Genomic DNA, 18,302 nt, shown 5'->3' with positions numbered 1-18,302 from the left:
GCGGGAAAGCCTCACGCGGCCTGCGGCGGAATGAAATCCGGCGACGCCGCAAGCTCGTCCTCGGCTACCGCTGCAAAGGTCTGCTCTGCCGCCCGCGCCGCCGCCTTGCGTGTCTTGCCGGCGCGCGACGGCGGCTGGCACGCGCCGCACACGACGCCATGCTGCAGGTCGTGCTTGTGCGCGATGTACTTTCCCGTGCAGCGGCAGCAGGGCGTCAGTTGCAGCATCTCGGCTTCGAAGAAGCGCACCAGCGTCCACGCGCGGGTGAGATCGAGCACCGGTTCGGTGTCGGTGCGCGCGCAATGTTCGAGATACAGGCGATAACCTTTGGTGAGCGCGTCGAGGTGTGAACACTTCGCATCGTTCTTGAGGAACTGGTAAGTGTTGAAAAAGAGCGACGCGTGAATATTGGGCAGCCAGGGCATATACCAGTCCGCCGAGAAAGGCAGCATGCCCTTGGGCGGCGATGCGCCCCGCACTTCGCGATACAGCCGGATCAGCCGGTCGCGTGACAGCTTCAGTTCGCTTTCGAGCACCTGCATGCGCGCGCCCAGTTGAATCAGCGCAATGGCGCGAAACACTTCCTGGGCGTCCTCGGTGACGGTCTTCTTTGCTGGCGTATTCATGCAGTCCCCGTGTCAGGCGAACTGGCGGGCGGGTTGCCCGGCCATGAGAATGGCGGCATGCGTGGAGCCGACGTCGGCATGCCGTGGCGCCTGTGTGAGCGCGGAGAGCAGCATGCGGTCGTTGAAGCGGAAAGCGCACAGCAACTGATCCGCCGATGCGAGCTTCACGACCTGCGGCAATGAAAGGCCGCTCAGCAGGTCCGCCACCTCCCCGGACAGACCCCAGACGGAACATGCCGATTGCCCGGTCCTCGCGCAGCAGCCGCTGCGCCAGAATGAGATAGGAGAGATTGATTTCGCGAATGATTTCCTGTGTGTCCTGATGGTCCATGGTATTCAGCCTTTGAGATTTATAAGAGGGCTGTTGCCAGTCGATTCATTCACGCCTGTGTCGCGAAGAATCATTAATTTCAGTTTAGACACTCAGTCAAACCGTTTCAATACTCAGACGAATAGTATTAATCAATAGAATCCGCGTAATTCAAAGTAGCGGTTCGGGATTTATTTCTGTTCGATCGTGGAAACGCCGGCAATTTTCGCGGGTGAGACGACGAGAGCGTATGGCTCGAAAAGGGACCCATTCGGCAAACGTTTGCACGGTGTGGCGAAAACATCACCTGCTTTGTTGTCACCAAAACTTCACACAGAAGCCTTAGCGTGCTCTGTTTTCTCAACCTCCGACGTCCCGATGCACCCTGCGTTTTCAAGGTTTCACCGCTTCTCCGGCCAGCGCAATTTACGCGTCGCGGGAGATTTATCCCAGGAAGTTCCATTCGTGGATGCCGAGGATTCGAATTCCCTCGTCATGGAAATCTTCTCTGCGCGCCGTGATATGGGAAGCCTGGCCGTGATTGAAAATCTGCGCCCGATCGGACTGATCAACCGCGATATTTTCATGTCGCAGATGAGCAAGCCTTTTCATCGCGAACTTTACGACAAGAAAAGCTGCATCGCTTTCATGGACAAGGAGCCTTTGGTCGTCGACGCGGACGAAAGCATCGAAACGCTTGCGTTCAGGACAGTCGAAGCCGGTGAGAAAGCTTTGGTGGACGGCTTCATCGTGACGCGCGGCGGGCGCTTTGCGGGCGTGGGCAGCGGTCTGGAACTGGTCAGCGCCGTCGCGGAAATGCAGGCGGAGAAAAATCGCCAGATCATGCAGAGCATCGAGTACGCGAGCGTGATCCAGCGCGCGATGCTGCGTGCCTCCGACGAAGCGCTGGCCACTCAATTGCCGGGCGCCGCGCTGCTGTGGGAGCCGCGCGATGTCGTGGGCGGCGACTTCTACCACTTCGCCGCGTTCCCGCATGGCTGGTTCGGCGCCATCGCCGATTGCACCGGCCACGGCGTGCCCGGCGCGTTCATGACGCTGCTGGCGTCCGCTTCGCTGTCGCAGGCGCTCGAACAGATGGGGCCGCGCGATCCGGCCGCGCTGCTCTCGGCGGTGAACCGAAACGTCAAGGGTCTGCTCGGTCAGGTGAACAGCGCGCCAGGCGAGGCCCGTTCGAACGACGGCCTGGACACTGCGTTCCTTTGGTTCGACACGCGCGAGAACGTGCTGCATTTCGCCGGCGCGCGGATCGCGCTGCATATCCTGCCGCCTGACTCGGCGGAGTTCGAGACGCTCGCCGCCGACCGCATGGGCGTCGGCTACGTGGACAGCCACGCGGACTATGTGTGGAACCTGCACTCGGTGGCCGTGGCGCCCGGCAGCCTGCTGTTCATCTGCACCGACGGCCTGACCGATCAGATCGGCGGACCGCGCAGCATTTCCTTCGGCCGGCGTCGCGCGCTCGATGTGATTCGCGAGCATCGTGCCGAACCGGCGGCAGCCCTTTGCGAACGGCTGCGGCAGACGCTCGCGGACTGGCAGAGCGTGCAGCCCCGGCGCGACGACGTAACGTTCTTTTGTGTGCGACTCTAGCTCTTCCCAAGCATGTCTCAACTACTCGATCAAGACAGCGCCTTTTTCGACCTGGCGCAGCGACGCAACGTGCTCTTCTATCACAAGGGCTACTTCTCGCATAACATCGTCGCGGCGATGGGCGAGGTCGTCAAACTGCAACTCGAAGTGGCCGGCGTGAACGGCCCGACGCGGCGCAAGCTGTTCTCTTCGTTCGTCGAGCTGTCGCAGAACATCGTGCATTACTCGTCGAATGCGCTGGCGCGCAACGGCGAGCTGGACGGCTCCATTCGCGAGGGCGCGGTCTGCATCTCGCGCGACGGAGACCGTCACGTCATGCTGTGCGTCAACCCGATGGCGAGCGCCGAAGTGGACAACCTGCGCAACAAGCTCGAGCCGCTGCGTCACATGTCGCTCGAGCAGATCAAGCAAGCCTACAAGGAGTCGTTGCGCGCCGAGACGCCGGAAGACAGCAAGGGCGCTGGCATGGGCTTCCTCACGATGGCGCGCGATGCCAGCGCGCCGCTCGAATTCGCTTTTCATCCGCGTGCCGACGAACCCGGAACCACGCTGTTTTGCCTCATGGCCATCATCTGAGCACAAGGCGCAAGGAATCATGGACAACTTCTATATTGCCGCCACGACCACGTCGCCCGAGGTCGATTTCCGTTTCGATCAGCATGCGTTGCTGCTGAAGGGTGAGTCGTATCCGGAGAACGCGGCGGCCTTCTATGCGCCCGTCATCGAGCGGATGCGCAAGTATCTTGCGGTGAACACGGACGCGGCCGTCACCATCGACGTCGCGCTCACGTACTTCAACAGTTCGAGCACCAAGATGCTGTTCAGCATGTTCGATGCGCTGAACGAGGCCGCGCAGTCGGGCTGCCGCGTGCTGATGAACTGGTATCACGATGAAGAAGACGAGACGATCGCCGAGTTCGGCGAGGAACTGAAGGCGGATTTCGATGCCATCGAGTTCACCGATCGTCCGGTGGCTTACCCGGGACGCTGAGGATGGCTTCGATCTCTCCCGGCGACCCGACGCCCGCTCACGCCCCCGATCTGTTCGAGAACGAAACCGCCGCGCTGGAGAAGGCGCGCGGCGTGCATGCAGCGGACGGCGCGGATGCCGAAGCCCTGCATCAGTCGCTGGGCGCGCTCATCGATCACTTCGAGCGTCTGATGCGGGAAACGCGCCGTCTGATCGGCCGCAGCGACCGCGCCGAACGCGAGATGCAGGCGCTGGCGCAGCAACTCGCGCATCGCGCCTCGCATGACGCGCTGACCGGCGTGCTCAACCGCAGCGCCGTGATCGAGCAGGCTACGCGCATGCTGAAGGAACGCAGCGCGACGATGATCGTGCTCGACATCGACGAGTTCAAGCGCGTCAACGACGACTTCGGTCATCCGACGGGCGATGCGGTGATTCTCGGCGTCGTCGATTGTCTGCGCCGGATCGTGGGCGAGCGCGGGTTCATCGGACGGGTGGGCGGGGAGGAGTTCACGGTGCTGGTGCCGGGCGACGATCACGCTGCTGCCGCATCGCTCGCCGAACGCATGCGGGCTGCCATCAGCGAGGCGCGCGTGGTGCCGTCACTGGACCGGCGCATCACGGTCAGCTTTGGCGTCAGTCACAACCGCGCAGGAACCGGTTTCGATACGGCCTATGGCCTCGCCGACGAGGCGCTGTATCGCGCCAAGCGCAGCGGGCGCAACCGCGTGGAATTTGCGGGGCAATAACGCGGCCGCTCAAGCATAGAGAATGCGCGTGCCGCTGCTGTTCAGCCAGGTGACGAACTCGTCGCCGAGGCCTTCGTCCGTCACCAGACAGTCGATGCTTTCCATCGCGCCAAACGCGGCGAACTCCCGCTTGCCGAACTTCTTCGAATCCGCGAGCAGATAGACGGTCTTCGCGGCGTCGATCATCGCGCGCTTCACATGCAGGTCGATGAAGTCCGGATACGAGATGCCCGACTCCATCGACACGCCGCCCGCCGCGAGAAAAAGCTTGTCGACGAACATGCCTTCGAAGAAGGCCGACGCTTTCTCACCCGATACCGCCACCGTCTCCGCCTTGAAGATGCCGCCCGTGAGCATCACGCGATTGGTCGGCTCCGCACCCAGCAGGATGGCGATGTTCAGCGCATTCGTCACGATGCGCAGGTTCTTCCGGTCGAGCAGGTTCTTCGCGAGTTCGGTCGTGGTGGCGCCGCAGTCGAGAATCAGCGAGTCGCCGTTCGAGATCAGGCTCGCCGCCTTCCTGCCGATCAACGCCTTCTCCGGGCTGGTGGGCAGCACGGGCGCGTCGTCGTTGCGTCGCGCGGTCTCCGCATGCGCCGACTTCAGCCGCACGCTGCCATGCACGCGTTCCACGCGCCCGAGACGCTGCAATTCGTCGATGTCCTTTCGAATCGTCGGCATGGAAACGCCGAATTCGCTGGAAAGCTCCGACAGCTTCACCAGTTTCGCGGCCTGCACGCGTTCGAAAATTTTTTCTGTTCTGGTCCGTTGATCCATTTTTGGTTTCCCGCCGACGCGTCGCCCGGCACGCGCGTCTGTATGCCCGTCTACAAGCCCTATTCTGCCTCATCGGGCGCTCAGCCGTGCCCTGCTTAGGTGTTTTCCCTTCTTTCGTTTGCTTCCCTTTGACTTTCGAAAGAAAGTAAAAGAAACTTGCTTTCAGGCAAACGGGAAGTCTGGGAGCAGGAATGGAAAACCCTTTCAAGCAGTCCGGCGACGCGCTACATCGTCGGGCGCAGGACATCCGCAAGAAGATCTGCGTGATGAACGCCAACGCGAAGAGTGGTCACACGGGCGGCGACATGTCGGAGGCGGACATCCTGGCGGCGCTGTATTTTCATGTGCTGCGCTATGAGGTCGAGGCAGAGCAGCGCGTGCGCTGGCATGACGAGTTCATTCTGAGCAAGGGGCACGGCGTCGGCGGCCTGTATGCGTGTTTCGCGGAACTGGGCTGGCTGCCCGAACGCGAACTGCTCACGTACCTGAAGGACGATGGCCGTCTGCCGGGCCATCCGGTGCGGCAGAAGCTGCCTTCGTGGGTCACGGTGAATACCGGCGGACTCGGCCATGGCTTTCCGATCGCCGCCGGCCTGGCGATGGCGAAGCAGCGTCACGCCACGCGCAGCGGCGGCACGGGACGCGTGTTCGTGCTGACCGGCGACGGCGAACTCGAAGAAGGCTCCAACTGGGAAGCCGCGATGGCGGCGGCGCACTTCGAACTGTCGAACCTGGTGGTGATCGTGGACCGCAATCGCCTGCAACTGGCGGACTTCACGCACAACATCATGGATCTCGATCCGCTCGACGAGAAGTTCCGCGCATTCGGCTTCGAAGTTCACGACGTCAATGGAAACCAGGTGGACTCTATTTGGAAACTATTGGAAAGTCTCGACTACGACAATCGCAAGCCGAAGGTGGTGATTGCGCACACCATCAAGGGGCGCGGCGTCTCCTTCATGGAGAACGTGCCGGCATGGCATCACAAGTTCCCGACCGAAGATCAACTCAAGCAGGCGTTGCAGGAGCTCGACCATGCGTGACTACGCGGACTTGCGTGACGGCGCGGTGAGCGCAATCGACCGGCTGACTTCAGCGGGACGCGACATCATCGTCGTGGTCGCGGACTCGACTTCCACCTCGAAGATCGGTCCTTACCTCGAACGCTTCCCGGAACGCGTGATCAACGTGGGCATCGCGGAGCAGAACATGGTCGGCATGGCCGCGGGCCTCGCGCTCGGCGGGCATATCGTGTTCACCGCGAACGCGGCGCCGTTTCTCGTCGGCCGGGCGAATGAGCAAGTCAAGAACGACGTCTGCTACAGCGCGACCAACGTCAAGATGCTCGGGCTCAATGCGGGCGTGGCCTACGGTCCGCTGGCCTCGACCCATCACGCCATCGACGATATCTCCATCATGAGCGGCTTCGGCACCGTGCAGATCTTCGCGCCGTGCGACGAGATGGAAACGGCGCAGGTGATCGACCATGCGGTGTCGGTGGACGGACCGGTCTACATCCGGCTCGACAACGCCAAATTCCCCGTGGTGCACGACGCGTCGTACCGCTTCGAGCCGGGCCGTCCCGACGTGCTGATCGAAGGCTCGAAGGTCGCGGTCATTGCACTCGGCTCGGTGGTCGGAGAAGCGCTCGATGCCTGCGAGGCGCTGCGTCGCGACGGCGTGCTCGATCCGACGCTCGTCAATCTGTCTTCGCTGCGGCCGCTCGATCAGGATGCGCTCGCGGCGATCGTTCAGCGCCACGAGGCCATTGTCACGGTGGAGGAGCATTCGCTGCACGGCGGCATTGGCGCAACGGTGGCGATGCTGATGGCGCGCCGTCGCATCAACCGGCCGCTGACCACGCTCGGCATCACTGAAGGCGAGTTCGCGCAGTACGGCACGCGCCAGGGCATTCGCAAACACTATGGCATCGACGCGGCGGGCATCGCCGACGCGGTACGCGCGTTGTGCGCGCAATAGAACAACAGGACGGAGACGCACATGAGCATTCAATACGACATGTCGCTGCGCCACGGCGTCGATTTCGATTTTCGCCTCGACGGCAAGGTGGCCGTGGTCACGGGCGGCCTGGGCGGCATTGCAATGGCGACCAACGCGGCGCTGATCGCCAAGGGCGCGCGCGTGGCGATTCTGTATCCGAGCTTCGAGGAACCGCGCGTGCAGGCGGCGCTCGCGGAACTGGGTGCGGAGAACGCACGCGCCTTTGCCTGCGATGTCGCGAACGAAGCCGACGTCGAGCGCGCCATGGCCGCCGCGCGTGAGCATTTCGGCGATCTGCATCTGCTCGTGAACGCGGCGGGCTGCATCACGCTGACGCGCGCCGAAGACATCACCTTCGACGAATGGCAGCGGCAAATCGGCGTGAATCTCACCGGGCCGTTCCTGTGTTCGAAACACTTCGCGCGCATCGTGCTCGCGAGCGGCCATGGCGGCAAGATCGTCAACATCGCGTCGCAGGCGGCGACGGTCGCCATCGACCAGCATTGCGCCTATACGTCGGCCAAGGCCGGGTTGATCGGCATGACCAAGGTGCTCGCGAAGGAATGGGCGCCGCGCGGCATCACGGTGAACACGGTATCGCCTACGGTCGTGCTGACGCCGATGGGCGCCGCCGCCTGGGAAGGCGAGAAGGGCGAGAACATGAAGAAGCTGATTCCGGTCGGACGCTTCGCCTACACCGACGAAATCGCGGCCGCGATTCTCTTCCTGCTGTCCAACGGCGCGGACATGATCACGGGCGCCGACATCATGATCGACGGAGGCTACACGATCGCCTGAGTCGTCATCCGAGCAAGACCACGCTGTTCCAGAAAGACAAACAAACCGGAGACAACAACATGTGGAAGAAGCTTGCAGTCGCAGCCGCGGTGGCCGTATCGTTTGCCGCCGTGATGCCCGGCAGTGCACACGCAGCGGGCAAGGGCACCATCGCGATTCTCGTCAATGCGCTCGACAATCCCTACTACGCGGCCGAAGCCAAAGGTGCAGAGGCCGAGGCGAAGAAGCTTGGCTATGACACCATCGTGCTTTCGCACGGCGAGGACGTGAACAAGCAGAACGAACTCGTGAACCTGGTGATTGGCAAGGGCGTGAAGGGCATCGTGCTCGACAACGCGGATTCGAATGCGAGCGTCGCCACGGTGCGCGCGGCGGCGGACAAGAAAGTGCCGGTCGTGCTCATCAACCGCGAGATTCCGAAGGACGGTATCGCGATCGCGCAGCTGAGTCATAACAATCTGCAAGCGGGCACCGAAGTGGCGCAGCGCTTCGTCGAGACGATCGGCGAGAAGGGCGAATATGTCGAGCTGACCTGCAATCTCGCCGACAAGAACTGCGTCACGCGTTCGCAAGCCTTCCATCAGGTGCTGGATCAATATCCCGATCTCAAGATGGTCGCGCGCCAGGATGCCAAGGGCGCACTGTTGCCCGGCAAGCAGGCAATGGATTCGATCCTGCAGGAGCATCCGAACATCAAGGGCGTGATCTGCGGCAACGGGCCGGTGGCGCTGGGTGCCATTGCGTCGCTGGAGTCGGCGGGGCACAAGGATGTCGTCGTGATGGGCATCGACGGCAGCAATGACGAGCGCGACTCGGTCCTCGCGGGCAAGCTGAAGGCCACGGTGATGTTGCAGGCGCAGGGCATCGCGATCCATGGCGTGGACCTGCTCGACAAGTACATCAAGACCGGCAAGACCGGCGAGCCGGAGCGGCAACTGACGCGCGGCATCCTGATCACGAAAGACAACGCATCGAAGGTCAAGGACTTCTACTACACGAAGTAAGGTGCGCGAACGGCAGCGGGCGCGGCCCGCTGCCAGGGCTTGTCAAGTGAGGTCGTCATGGTTCATCCCGTTTCCACCGGCTGGCGCGCGCTGCTGACGCTGTGCGTGCTGAGCCTCGCCGCGTGTCACGTCGTGACGGACACCGAGCTGGCGCAAATCCGCAGCCAGGGCCAGCACAAGGGCCCGGACGCCGCGAAGATGCTGAGCGACCAGCTCATTCCCTACGCCGACAAGAACGCGAAGCCCGCGGCGCAGGTGATCGGCGCGTTGAACCAGAATTTCGACGATGCCTGCAAGCAGTTCGGCTTCCGTCAGAGCAATGCGTTTCCGTGCAATTTCTGGCTGCGCGTGCAGGGCAAGGTGACGCGCATCGATTCGACTTCGCGGGTCGGCAAGGCCTATGTCGAGGTGGCGCCGGCGGGCGGCGGCGAGCCGGTGAACGTGGTGCTGGAGATGGGCCCGGTGGTGGTGGGCACGGGCGTGCGGGACGGCTTTCCCGGCGTGAAGTACAGCGACTTCGACGACCAGACCCGCTTCGCCGCCTTCGGCCAGGAGCTGAACAAGCTGGTCGTGGCACGCGTGCAGCAGTCGTTGAAGCTCAAGGCCGGCGACAGCGTCGACGCCGCCGCCGTCTACAGCAGCTGGAGCGAGCCTGCGGGCGAGATCCGCGCGATTCCGGTGGTCTGGAAATGAGCGAACCCCGAACCCTGAACCCGGTGAACGTGATCGAGACGCGCGGCCTCTCGAAGCAGTATCCGGGCACGGCCGCGCTGATCGATGTCGATTACAAGGTGCGGCGCGGCAAGGTCAATGTGCTGATCGGCGAGAACGGCGCGGGCAAGTCCACGCTCATGAAGCTGCTGGCCGGCGCGGAGACGCCCACCTCCGGCGAGATCTGGATCGACGAACAGCTCGCACAGATCAGCGACGTGCGCAGCGCGGAGAAACACGGCATCGGCATCATTTTCCAGGAGCTGAATCTCTTTCCCGACATGACGGTGGCCGAGAACGTCTTCGCGGGCAACGAGATCACGAGTTCGGGCGTGATCGTCGCGAAGCGGGAGAATCATCAGGCGAAGGTGCTGCTCGACCGCCTGCATATCGCCATCGACCCGCGCACGCGGCTCGGCGATCTTTACGTCGGCCAGCAGCAGCTGATCGAGATCGCCAAGGCGCTGTCCAAGCACATCAAGGTGCTCATCATGGACGAGCCGACTTCCGCGTTGTCGAAGACGGAAGTGGAGATTCTCTTCAAGATCATCGGCCAGTTGAAGGAAGAAGGCGTCACGGTCATCTACATCTCGCACCGGCTGGAAGAGATCATGGCCATCGGCGACTGCATCACAGTGCTGCGCAATGGCCGGCTCGTGGCCGAGGACGAGATCGCCAACATCGACATTCCGTGGATCATCGAGGCGATGGTCGGTTCTTCGAAGAAGCGCTTCGCGTTCGAGCAGCACAGCATCGGCGCGGAAGTGCTGAAGGTGAAGGACCTCGCGCTCAAGCGTTCGAACGGCATCTATGCAGTGGATCACGTGTCGTTCTCGGTGAAGGCGGGCGAGGTGGTCGGCATCTATGGATTGATGGGTGCGGGCCGCACCGAACTGCTGGAGTCGCTGCTGGGCGCCAATCCGCTCGCGCTCGGCGAGATCGAACTGGCGGGCAAGGCCATCGAGGACATGCCGATTCCGAAGCGTATCGAAGCGGGCATCGCGCTGGTGCCGGAAGATCGTCAGAAGCAGGGCATGGTGCAACTGATGACGATCCTCGAAAACATGACGCTGTCGAGCCTCGGCAAGTTCACGCGGCGCTTCGTCGGTTCACTGACGCGCGACCGGCAAGTCGAGGCGGCGGGCGACATCGTGAAGAAGCTCGCCATCAAGGCCGCTTCCGTCGATGCACCGATCACGTCGCTCTCGGGCGGCAACATGCAGAAGGTCGTGATCGGCAAGGCGCTGCTGACGAAGCCCAAGGTACTGCTGATGGACGAACCGACGCGCGGCATCGACGTGGGCGCGAAGGAAGATGTCTACAAGACCATCAGTCTGCTCGCGCAATCCGGCATTGCCGTGATCTATGCGACCTCCGAGCTGGACGAGGCCATGGCGGTGTCGAACCGCGTGTTCGTCATGGCGAGCGGCCGGCTGACCGCCGTGCTGGAGCGCGGGCAGTTCGACAGCGAGCGCATCGTGCGCGCGTCGACACCCGCGACCGCCGTAGTGTGAAAGGAACGAGATCCGAACCATGAATACACCCAACAGCAGCAATCCGCCGGTGACGCCGGTCCACGCCAAGCACAACCGCCAGGGTGCCTACGCCGCCGCGCGCATCGCGGTGAACCTGCTCAAGCTGCGCATCTTCATCGCGCTGTTTGCGATCATCATCGTGTTCTCGCTCGCCACGGAAAGCTTTCTCTCCACCGGCAACCTGCTCATCATGGCGAAGCACGTCACCGTGGTCGCGATTCTTTCCATCGGCATGACGCTCGTGATTCTCACCGGCGGGATCGATCTTTCAGTCGGGTCGATCGTCGGCATCAGCGGCATGGCGGCGGGCTATCTGCTGCTCGAAGGCGTGAAGATCGGGCATCACGTGGTCTTCTTCAATCCGTGGGGCGTCGCGCTCATCGCTTGCCTGCTCGGGGCGTTGATCGGCGCGGTGAACGGCTATCTCATCACCATGCTCAATGTCGCGCCCTTCATCGCGACGCTCGGCATGCTCTACGTGGTGCGCGGCGCGGCGCTGCTGGTCAACAACGGCAGCACGTACGCCGACCTCGAAGGCAATCCGGCGCTCGGCAACACGGGTTTCGAATTCATCGGCAACGGCACGATCCTCGGTCTCTCGATGCCCGTCTGGATCATGATCGTGCTCGCCGCCATCACCATCTTCATCGCCCGCAAGACGCCGCTCGGACGGCGCATCTACGCGATCGGCGGCAACGAGCAGGCCGCGCGTTTTTCGGGCATCCGCACGAATCGCGTGAAGCTGTTCGTGTACATGTTCTCGGGCTTCTGCGCGGCGATTGTCGGCCTGGTCATCACCGCGCAATTGCAGACCGCGCATCCGCTGACCGGCCAGACCTACGAACTGAACGCCATCGCGGCGGTGGTGCTGGGCGGCACCGCGCTGATGGGCGGACGCGGCACGGTGTTCGGTTCGGTGGTGGGGGCGTGCGTGATCAGCATTCTCGGCGACGGCATGGTGATGTGCGGGATCAGCGACTTCTGGCAGATGGTCATCAAGGGCCTCGTCATCATCTTCGCGGTGGTCGTCGATCAGTTGCAGCAGCGTCTCCAGTCGCGCATGGTGTCACTCACCGCATGAGGCCCGGACGATGAAGACCATTCTCGCAATCGATCAGGGCACGAGCGGCACCAAGGCGCTCATCTTCGACAACGAAGGCCACGTGCACGCGCGCGGCTTCGCACCGGTGGCCTGCGACACGCCGCGCACGGGTTTCGTCGAGCAGGATGCGAACGCGTTGTACGACTCGGTGCTGAAGGCCGTGCGCCAGTGTTTGAGCGACTACGAGGGCGAGATTGCCGGGATCGGCATTTCGAACCAGCGTGAGACCGTCGTGCTGTGGGACCGGCAGGGCGAGCCGATCGTGCCGGCGGTGTCGTGGCAGTGCCAGCGCTCGCTCGGCATCTGCGAACGCATGAAGGGTGACGGGCTTGCGCCGCTGATCGCGCAGAAGACCGGCTTGCTGATCGATCCGTATTTTTCCGGCACCAAGCTCGTCTGGCTCAACGAGAACGATGAGCGCGTCCGCGCGCGCATTGCAGCGGGCGAGGCGTTCTTCGGCACGGTGGACAGCTGGCTGCTGTACCGGCTGACGAAGGGCGCGGCGTATCGCACCGATTACACCAACGCGTCGCGCACGATGCTGCTCAATCTCGGCGCGCTCGAATGGGATCGCGAACTCGTCGCGCTGTTCGGGCTGGAAGGACTGCGCTTGCCGGAACTGCGGCCCTCGGCCTCGGACTTCGGCTCGACCGACTTCGACGGCCTGCTGGACCAGCCGCTGCCGATTCTTGCAATGATCGGCGATTCGCACGCGGCGGCCGTCGGCGAAGGATGCCTGCGGCCGGGCGTCGCCAAGGCGACGATGGGCACGGGCTCGTCGATCATGATGAACGTTGGCGCGAAGGCGCACGAACCGGAGCACGGACTCGTGTCCACGCTGTGCTTCGCCATCGGCGAGCGCGTGGATTACGCGCTGGAGGGCATCGTCATCAGCGCGGGTTCCACGCCCGCGTTCCTCAAGGAAAAGCTGCATCTCTTCGATGACTTCGCCCACGCCGAACAGGCGTTCGCCGACTACGACAACGGCGGCGTGTTCCTGATTCCGGCGTTCTCGGGCATTGGCTGCCCGCACTGGAAGTATCCGGGCGGCGCGCAGATTGTCGGGCTGAACTTCTCGACGTCGTGGCAGCACGTGGCGCGTGCGGCGTATGAATCCATCGTGTATCAGATCAAGGACGTCATTACGGTCATGGAACAGGCCGCTGATGTGCCGCTCGCCGAACTGTATCTCGACGGCGGACTGACGCAGCGGCCGTTCCTCTTGCAGTATCTCTCCGACACGCTGGACCGGCCCGTCAGCACGCTCGCCGTCAGCGAGATCTCGGCGGCGGGCGCGGCGGCGCTGGCGGGCTGTCAGGCGGGCTTGGCGGAATCGCTGGATGCGTATCAGGCCAGGCGCGTGGTGGCACGGCGCGTCGAGCCGGGAAGCGGCGTCGCGGCGGCCGCGGACAATCATGCGCAATGGCTGCGCTGGATCAATCGACTTTGAAAACCTGGGAGTAGGGAACGTGACTTATCAAGCCAAGCGGTTCGAAGGCAAGGTCGTGGTCGTGACGGGCGGCAGTCGCGGTATCGGGCTGGCCATCGCGGAGCGCTTCGCGCACGAAGGCGCCAAGGTGTGCGTGACGGCGAATGAAAAGAGCGTGCACGATGCCGCCGCGCACCTGCGCGAAGCAGGCTTCGAGGCGCTGGCCGTCGAGATGGACGTGACGGACAAGCAGCAGGTCGTGGCGCTTTACGAAGAGGTGGCGGCTACGCTCGGCGAGGTGGACGTGTCGGTGCAGAATGCGGGCGTCATCACGATCGCGAAGCTGCCGGAACTGACCGAAGCCGACTGGGACAAGGTCATGGCCGTGAACACCAAGGGCGTGTTCCTGTGCTGCCAGGAAGCGGCCACGCGCATGCTGCGCGCGGGCAAGACCGGCAGGCTCATCAATACGGCGTCGGGGCAGGCGCGGCAGGGTTTCGTGTACACGCCGCACTACGCGGCCAGTAAGTTCGGCGTGCTCGGCATCACGCAGAGTCTCGCGAAGGAACTGGCGCCTACCGGCATCACCGTGAACGCGTTCTGCCCGGGCATCATCACCACCGACATGTGGTCGTACAACGACGAAGCCTGGGGCAAGCTGCTCGGCGACTACAAGCCCGGCGAACTGATGGCCGAGTGGGTCGCCAACATTCCGATGAAGCGCGCAGGCAACGGCGCGGACGTGGCCGGACTCGTGACCTTCCTTGCTTCCGAGGATGCTGCGTACATCACCGGTCAGACCGTCAACGTCGACGGCGGCATGTTCATGTCCTGAGTCCGCCGGTCAGCGCATACCGGCCGGCGGTAACAGTGCGCGGTGCTCAGACCGGCAGCGCGCTCAGTTTGGCGATGGTGTCGGCGCAGGCATGCGCGGCCTCGGCGCCCTTCACGAGGAAATGCTCGCTGAAGAAGCGGACGTGCTCTTCGCCGTGATGGAAGTGATGCGGCGTCAGCACCGCTGAGAACACGGGCGTGCCGGTATCGAGTTGAACGCGCATCAGGCCGTCGATGACCGCATGCGCGACGAACTCGTGACGGTAAATGCCGCCGTCGACCACGAGTCCCGCCGCGACGATGCCCGCATAGCGACCGCTTTGCGCGAGATGCTTGGCGTGCAGCGGAATTTCAAAAGCGCCCGCGACTTCATAAAGATCGATGTCTTCACGCGCATAGCCCTTCGTGAGCATCGCCTCGATGAAGGCGGTCTTGCATTGATCGACGATGTCGCGATGCCAGCATGCCTGGACGAAGGCCACGCGCGGACGGTTGGAACCTGCGGAAGAGACAGCCTGTGCTTCGATGGTGTGATTCATGTTCATGGACTTCAGCCTGTTTGGTGTGAACAGGGCGAAGGACAGCCGCTAGCCCCCGCACGCGCGCGGCGTGACGATGGGCGGCGCGAGCCGTCCTGTTCTCTTTCATCCGGACTATACCGTCGGCCCCGGAATCAAACCGGGTCTGCTGACCTCGCCGGTGCGCCGGGTCCGAAAGCATTGCTGAGTTCGGACAGGCAGAACAACCGGTGAGCGCTCGCGGGCTACGTCTCCTGCAACCAGGAAACGATTACCGCCGGTGGGGAATCGCACCCCGCCCCGAGAACGTGTTCCCCGAAAGAATCGAACAATCGAAAGAATCGAAACAATCGAGAAACGAGGCGTACCTTATCATGATCCACGGGCATGCGCCGGATGCCCCTTGAGCTTGTCGGGCTTCGTTCTCCCGGACCGACCACGCAAACCGGGAAGCAATCCTGCTGCTTTCATACGACTTTCACATCCCTGGGGCAAGCTCGCGGGTTTTTAACAAGCCTGCTTACTTTCTCCGTCCGGGATCAACCTGTGTCCATCAAGATCGCCCTGAGCACCACACTTCCACTGCTGATCGCGCTCGCCGCTTGCGGCGGCAACTCGACGACCCCCGCCGCGAACGGCGCCGCCGTCACGGATACGGCCTCCGCGCCGGCCGGCGCGTCCACGCCCGCGAGCGCATCCGCGCCCGTCGAGGCATCCGCGCCGACCTCGGCTTCGTCCCCCGATGTCTCGAGCACGCCGCAAGCCGGTCAATGGGCCGCCGCGAGCGCGGGCCAGATGCTCGACGTCACGCTCGGCGAACTGCATCCGACCCAGGCCGCGCTCGGCTACGACCAGATCTACTACAAGCTCGGCCGTTACGAAGCCGATCCGACCAAGAAGTTCGATGACTTCTGCGCCGACGAAGGTCTCGACAGCCTCGCGACGAACGGTTCGTCGGCCAGCTCGAAGCTGACCGATTCCGCCAGCTTCACCTGCACGACCACCGACATCGCCCAACGCGACACCACGGTCCTCAATCCGGTCGTGATCGGCCCGAACGGTGACTCGCTGTATTTGACCGACGGTCATCATGGTCTCTCGACCTACTATGAAGTCCCTGACGGCGGCCCGACGCTGCATGTGCATGTCATCGTGAAGGACAACCTGAGCGCGTATTCGGGCACGACCTTCTGGTCGGAGATGCAGAACCGCGGCTACACGCGCCTGAAGGACGCCAACGGCGCGCCGATCACGGCGGCGCAGCTGCCCACTGCTCTCGGCCTGAAGCAGGGCATGCAGAACGACAAGTACCGCTCGCTGGTGTATTTCACGCGCGACATCGGCTACAGCAAGCCCACGCCGTCCACCGATTTCCTCGAGTTCTACTGGGCCGACTGGCTGCGCGCGAACTTCCCGCTGACCGGCTACACGCTGACCACGCTTGGCGCGACCGATCCGGATCCCGCCACCGCCGATACTGGCTATCTGAACGCGGTGTGGAATGCATCGCTGAAGATGGTCGCGACGGCGGATCCCATCATCGACGGCAAGACCGGCAAGGATCTGGGCCGGCTCGACGCGATCAATGCGGGCAAGAAGTACAGCAAGGGCGAATTCGGCGACCTGCTGAAGCCGCTCAGCGCATCGAAGCCGGGCAAGCTGGCCTATACGCTCGACTACAAGGCGCGCAACGGGCTGAAGTGAAAACGCGCGCGGCGCGGTCCGGTCGGGACAGCGCCGCGCATGTTCATCCTGCATGTCGGGGTTCGTGAATCCGCCCGGCGCTTCCGCCGACGCGACGCCTCAATGCGAAATGCTCTCCAGCGACTTCCCGAGCGTGCGCGGTCCCATCAGACCGATGGCGAGCATCACGAGCGTCATCGCCCCGGCGATGAACACGAACACGCCCGTGACGCCGAACTCCTTGAGCGTGAACGCGATCACGAACGAGCTGAACACGGCCGACAGCCGGCTCCACGAATACACGAAGCCCACGGCGCGCGCACGGATGGCGGTCGGATAAAGCTCCTGCTGATAGGCGTGGTACGTGAACGAAATGATATTGCCCGCCAGCGTCAGCAAGACGCCGAGCACGACGATGAACGGCGCCGACGACGTCTGGCTGAACAACAGCCCGCTCACGATGTTGAGCGCCGCCATCGCGACGATGACATGCTTGCGCTCGAAACGGTCCGCGATCAGATAGCCGAGCAGCGGGCCGAGCGGCGCCGCGAGTCCGATGAGCGTGGTGTACAGCAGGCTCGACGTCACCGTGATGCCCTGCTTGACGAGCAGCGTCGGCACCCAGTTGGCGAAGCCGTAGAAACCCACCGTCTGGAAAATGTGGAACAGGATCAGCATCACCGTGCGGCGGCGATACGGCGCTTTCCACATGTCCGCGAAACCGGCCTTGCGCGCGACCGGATCGGGTGCGCCGGGCGGCGGCAACGCTGCGCCGTGCTGCCGCGCCACGGTGGCTTCGAGGGCGTTCAGCACGGCATCGGCCTCGTCGATGCGGCCCTTGCTCGCAAGCCAGCGCGGGCTTTCCGGCAGGTTGCGCCGGAAGTACCAGACGAACAACGCGCTCACGCCGCCCAGCAGCGCGACCCAGCGCCAGCCGTCGAGCCCGAACGGTGCGCGCGGCACGAGCAGCCAGGAGCAGAACGCCACGACCGGCACCGCCGAAAAGCCCACCGCCTGACACACTGCGAAGGCGCGGCCGCGCAGATGCTTGGGCGCGAGTTCGGACAGATAGGTGCCGATCGTGACCAGTTCGACGCCGATGCCGAGTCCCGAGACGAAGCGCCAGAAGTTGAGGCCGCCGGCGCTGTCCTGGAAGGCCATGACCGTGTTGGCCGCAACATACCAGAGCAGGGAATACGTGAAGATCGCGCGGCGGCCGAAGCGGTCGGCGAGAAAGCCGCACGCCGCCGTGCCGATGAACAGCCCGCAGAACAGCGCCGCAATGAAACTCGCGACGCCCGAGGTGCCGAACAGGCCGGGGGTGGTCGGCGTGAGCAGGCCGCTCTTCACCAGCCCCGGCGCGATGTAGCCGCTGAACAGCAGATCGTAGAGTTCGAAGAAGAAGCCGAGACTCAGCAGCAGGATCAGCTTCCAGACGGCGCGGGTCGCGGGCAGGCGGTCGAGCCGGGCTGAAATCAGGCCGCCGGGGTCGGGCGGCGCGGTGTCCACAGCCACGGCCTGCGCGGGCGCGGCATGAAGGGTTTCGTGTAGCGGGGCGCTTTCCGAAATGGCCATGATTGTCTCCAGTCGTTTTTCTGGAGGACGCAGGCTCGTATCAATCCGCGCGCGTCTCCATCTCATTGC

18 protein-coding genes, 1 pseudogene and 1 riboswitch are annotated in these 18,302 nt (G+C 63.5%); of the genes and pseudogenes, 14 read left to right on the top strand and 5 right to left on the bottom strand.

The genetic code is table 11. The features are described from left to right. Positions 1-11: 11 nt before the first annotated feature. Both flhC and flhD read right to left on the bottom strand, forming a co-directional pair. Positions 12-626: a flagellar transcriptional regulator FlhC gene (gene flhC / locus QCE88_RS27910; RefSeq protein ID WP_309908110.1), complete on the bottom strand. Its 615-nt coding sequence runs from the start codon at positions 624-626 to the stop codon at positions 12-14. 12 nt (positions 627-638) lie between these two features. Then, a pseudogene (flhD, locus tag QCE88_RS27905) lies at positions 639-957 on the bottom strand (flagellar transcriptional regulator FlhD). A gap of 474 nt (positions 958-1,431) precedes the next feature. On the opposite strand from flhD, the gene QCE88_RS27900 reads away from it, so the two are divergent. From QCE88_RS27900 to QCE88_RS27885, 4 genes are read left to right on the top strand one after another with little or no spacing between them, the layout of a single operon-like run. Next, positions 1,432-2,547 carry a SpoIIE family protein phosphatase gene (locus QCE88_RS27900; protein ID WP_309908794.1) on the top strand — a complete coding sequence of 372 codons (1,116 nt, stop codon included), beginning with the start codon at positions 1,432-1,434 and terminating at the stop codon, positions 2,545-2,547. Between the two features lie 12 nt (positions 2,548-2,559). Beyond that, positions 2,560-3,123, top strand: a complete 564-nt coding sequence (locus QCE88_RS27895) for a SiaB family protein kinase (protein ID WP_309908109.1) — start codon at positions 2,560-2,562, stop codon at positions 3,121-3,123. 19 nt (positions 3,124-3,142) lie between these two features. After that, positions 3,143-3,538 carry a DUF1987 domain-containing protein gene (locus QCE88_RS27890; protein ID WP_309836603.1) on the top strand — a complete coding sequence of 132 codons (396 nt, stop codon included), beginning with the start codon at positions 3,143-3,145 and terminating at the stop codon, positions 3,536-3,538. 2 nt (positions 3,539-3,540) lie between these two features. Then, positions 3,541-4,266, top strand: coding sequence for a GGDEF domain-containing protein (locus tag QCE88_RS27885; protein WP_309908108.1), 726 nt, complete (start codon positions 3,541-3,543; stop codon positions 4,264-4,266). Between the two features lie 9 nt (positions 4,267-4,275). On the opposite strand, the gene QCE88_RS27880 is transcribed toward QCE88_RS27885, so the two are convergent. After that, a complete protein-coding gene (locus QCE88_RS27880) occupies positions 4,276-5,043 on the bottom strand; it encodes a DeoR/GlpR family DNA-binding transcription regulator (protein ID WP_309908107.1) in 768 nt (255 codons plus the stop codon). A 191-nt stretch (positions 5,044-5,234) separates the two neighbouring features. On the opposite strand from QCE88_RS27880, the gene QCE88_RS27875 reads away from it, so the two are divergent. The 9 genes from QCE88_RS27875 to QCE88_RS27835 are packed head-to-tail and all read left to right on the top strand — an operon-like array spanning position 5,235 to position 14,458. Next, a complete protein-coding gene (locus QCE88_RS27875) occupies positions 5,235-6,086 on the top strand; it encodes a transketolase (protein ID WP_309908106.1) in 852 nt (283 codons plus the stop codon). Further along, positions 6,079-7,023 (top strand): transketolase C-terminal domain-containing protein, encoded by a 945-nt coding sequence (locus QCE88_RS27870; RefSeq protein WP_309836597.1) that lies wholly within the window; start codon positions 6,079-6,081, stop codon positions 7,021-7,023. Before QCE88_RS27875 ends, QCE88_RS27870 begins: the two co-directional genes overlap by 8 nt. Before the next feature lie 21 nt (positions 7,024-7,044). Continuing rightward, positions 7,045-7,842, top strand: coding sequence for a GolD/DthD family dehydrogenase (locus tag QCE88_RS27865; protein WP_309908105.1), 798 nt, complete (start codon positions 7,045-7,047; stop codon positions 7,840-7,842). A gap of 59 nt (positions 7,843-7,901) precedes the next feature. Then, the gene (locus QCE88_RS27860) at positions 7,902-8,846 is read left to right on the top strand and encodes a D-ribose ABC transporter substrate-binding protein (protein WP_309908104.1); all 945 of its coding nucleotides are present in this window, start codon (positions 7,902-7,904) and stop codon (positions 8,844-8,846) included. Positions 8,847-8,903: 57 nt separating this feature from the next. Continuing rightward, the gene (locus QCE88_RS27855; RefSeq protein WP_309817174.1) at positions 8,904-9,539 is read left to right on the top strand and encodes a DUF2291 family protein; all 636 of its coding nucleotides are present in this window, start codon (positions 8,904-8,906) and stop codon (positions 9,537-9,539) included. After that, positions 9,536-11,071, top strand: coding sequence for a sugar ABC transporter ATP-binding protein (locus tag QCE88_RS27850; protein WP_309908103.1), 1,536 nt, complete (start codon positions 9,536-9,538; stop codon positions 11,069-11,071). Before QCE88_RS27855 ends, QCE88_RS27850 begins: the two co-directional genes overlap by 4 nt. 19 nt (positions 11,072-11,090) lie before the next feature. Next, positions 11,091-12,173, top strand: coding sequence for an ABC transporter permease (locus QCE88_RS27845; RefSeq protein WP_309908102.1), 1,083 nt, complete (start codon positions 11,091-11,093; stop codon positions 12,171-12,173). Between the two features lie 10 nt (positions 12,174-12,183). Beyond that, complete coding sequence (locus QCE88_RS27840; RefSeq protein ID WP_309908101.1) at positions 12,184-13,644, top strand: FGGY family carbohydrate kinase; 1,461 nt, start codon at positions 12,184-12,186, stop codon at positions 13,642-13,644. Between the two features lie 19 nt (positions 13,645-13,663). Continuing rightward, entirely contained in the window at positions 13,664-14,458 is a 795-nt protein-coding gene (locus tag QCE88_RS27835) for a glucose 1-dehydrogenase (protein ID WP_309908100.1), read from the top strand. 46 nt (positions 14,459-14,504) lie between these two features. Here the strand turns inward: QCE88_RS27835 and QCE88_RS27830 are convergent, their stop codons facing one another. Further along, positions 14,505-15,002, bottom strand: a complete 498-nt coding sequence (locus QCE88_RS27830) for a 6,7-dimethyl-8-ribityllumazine synthase (RefSeq protein WP_309908099.1) — start codon at positions 15,000-15,002, stop codon at positions 14,505-14,507. Positions 15,003-15,089: 87 nt separating this feature from the next. Then, positions 15,090-15,287, bottom strand: a riboswitch (FMN riboswitch). 234 nt (positions 15,288-15,521) lie between these two features. Between QCE88_RS27830 and QCE88_RS27825 the strand changes: the two genes are divergently transcribed. Further along, positions 15,522-16,679 carry a ParB-like protein gene (locus tag QCE88_RS27825; protein ID WP_309908098.1) on the top strand — a complete coding sequence of 386 codons (1,158 nt, stop codon included), beginning with the start codon at positions 15,522-15,524 and terminating at the stop codon, positions 16,677-16,679. Positions 16,680-16,778: 99 nt separating this feature from the next. Here the strand turns inward: QCE88_RS27825 and QCE88_RS27820 are convergent, their stop codons facing one another. Then, positions 16,779-18,233, bottom strand: coding sequence for an MFS transporter (locus QCE88_RS27820; RefSeq protein ID WP_309908097.1), 1,455 nt, complete (start codon positions 18,231-18,233; stop codon positions 16,779-16,781). Positions 18,234-18,302 lie beyond the last annotated feature (69 nt).

Source organism: Caballeronia sp. LZ035 (genome assembly GCF_031451175.1).
Taxonomy (GTDB): Bacteria; Pseudomonadota; Gammaproteobacteria; order Burkholderiales; family Burkholderiaceae; genus Caballeronia.
The sequence above is the reverse complement of the archived record's forward strand: the minus strand, read 5'-3'. Positions and strand labels throughout refer to the sequence as shown.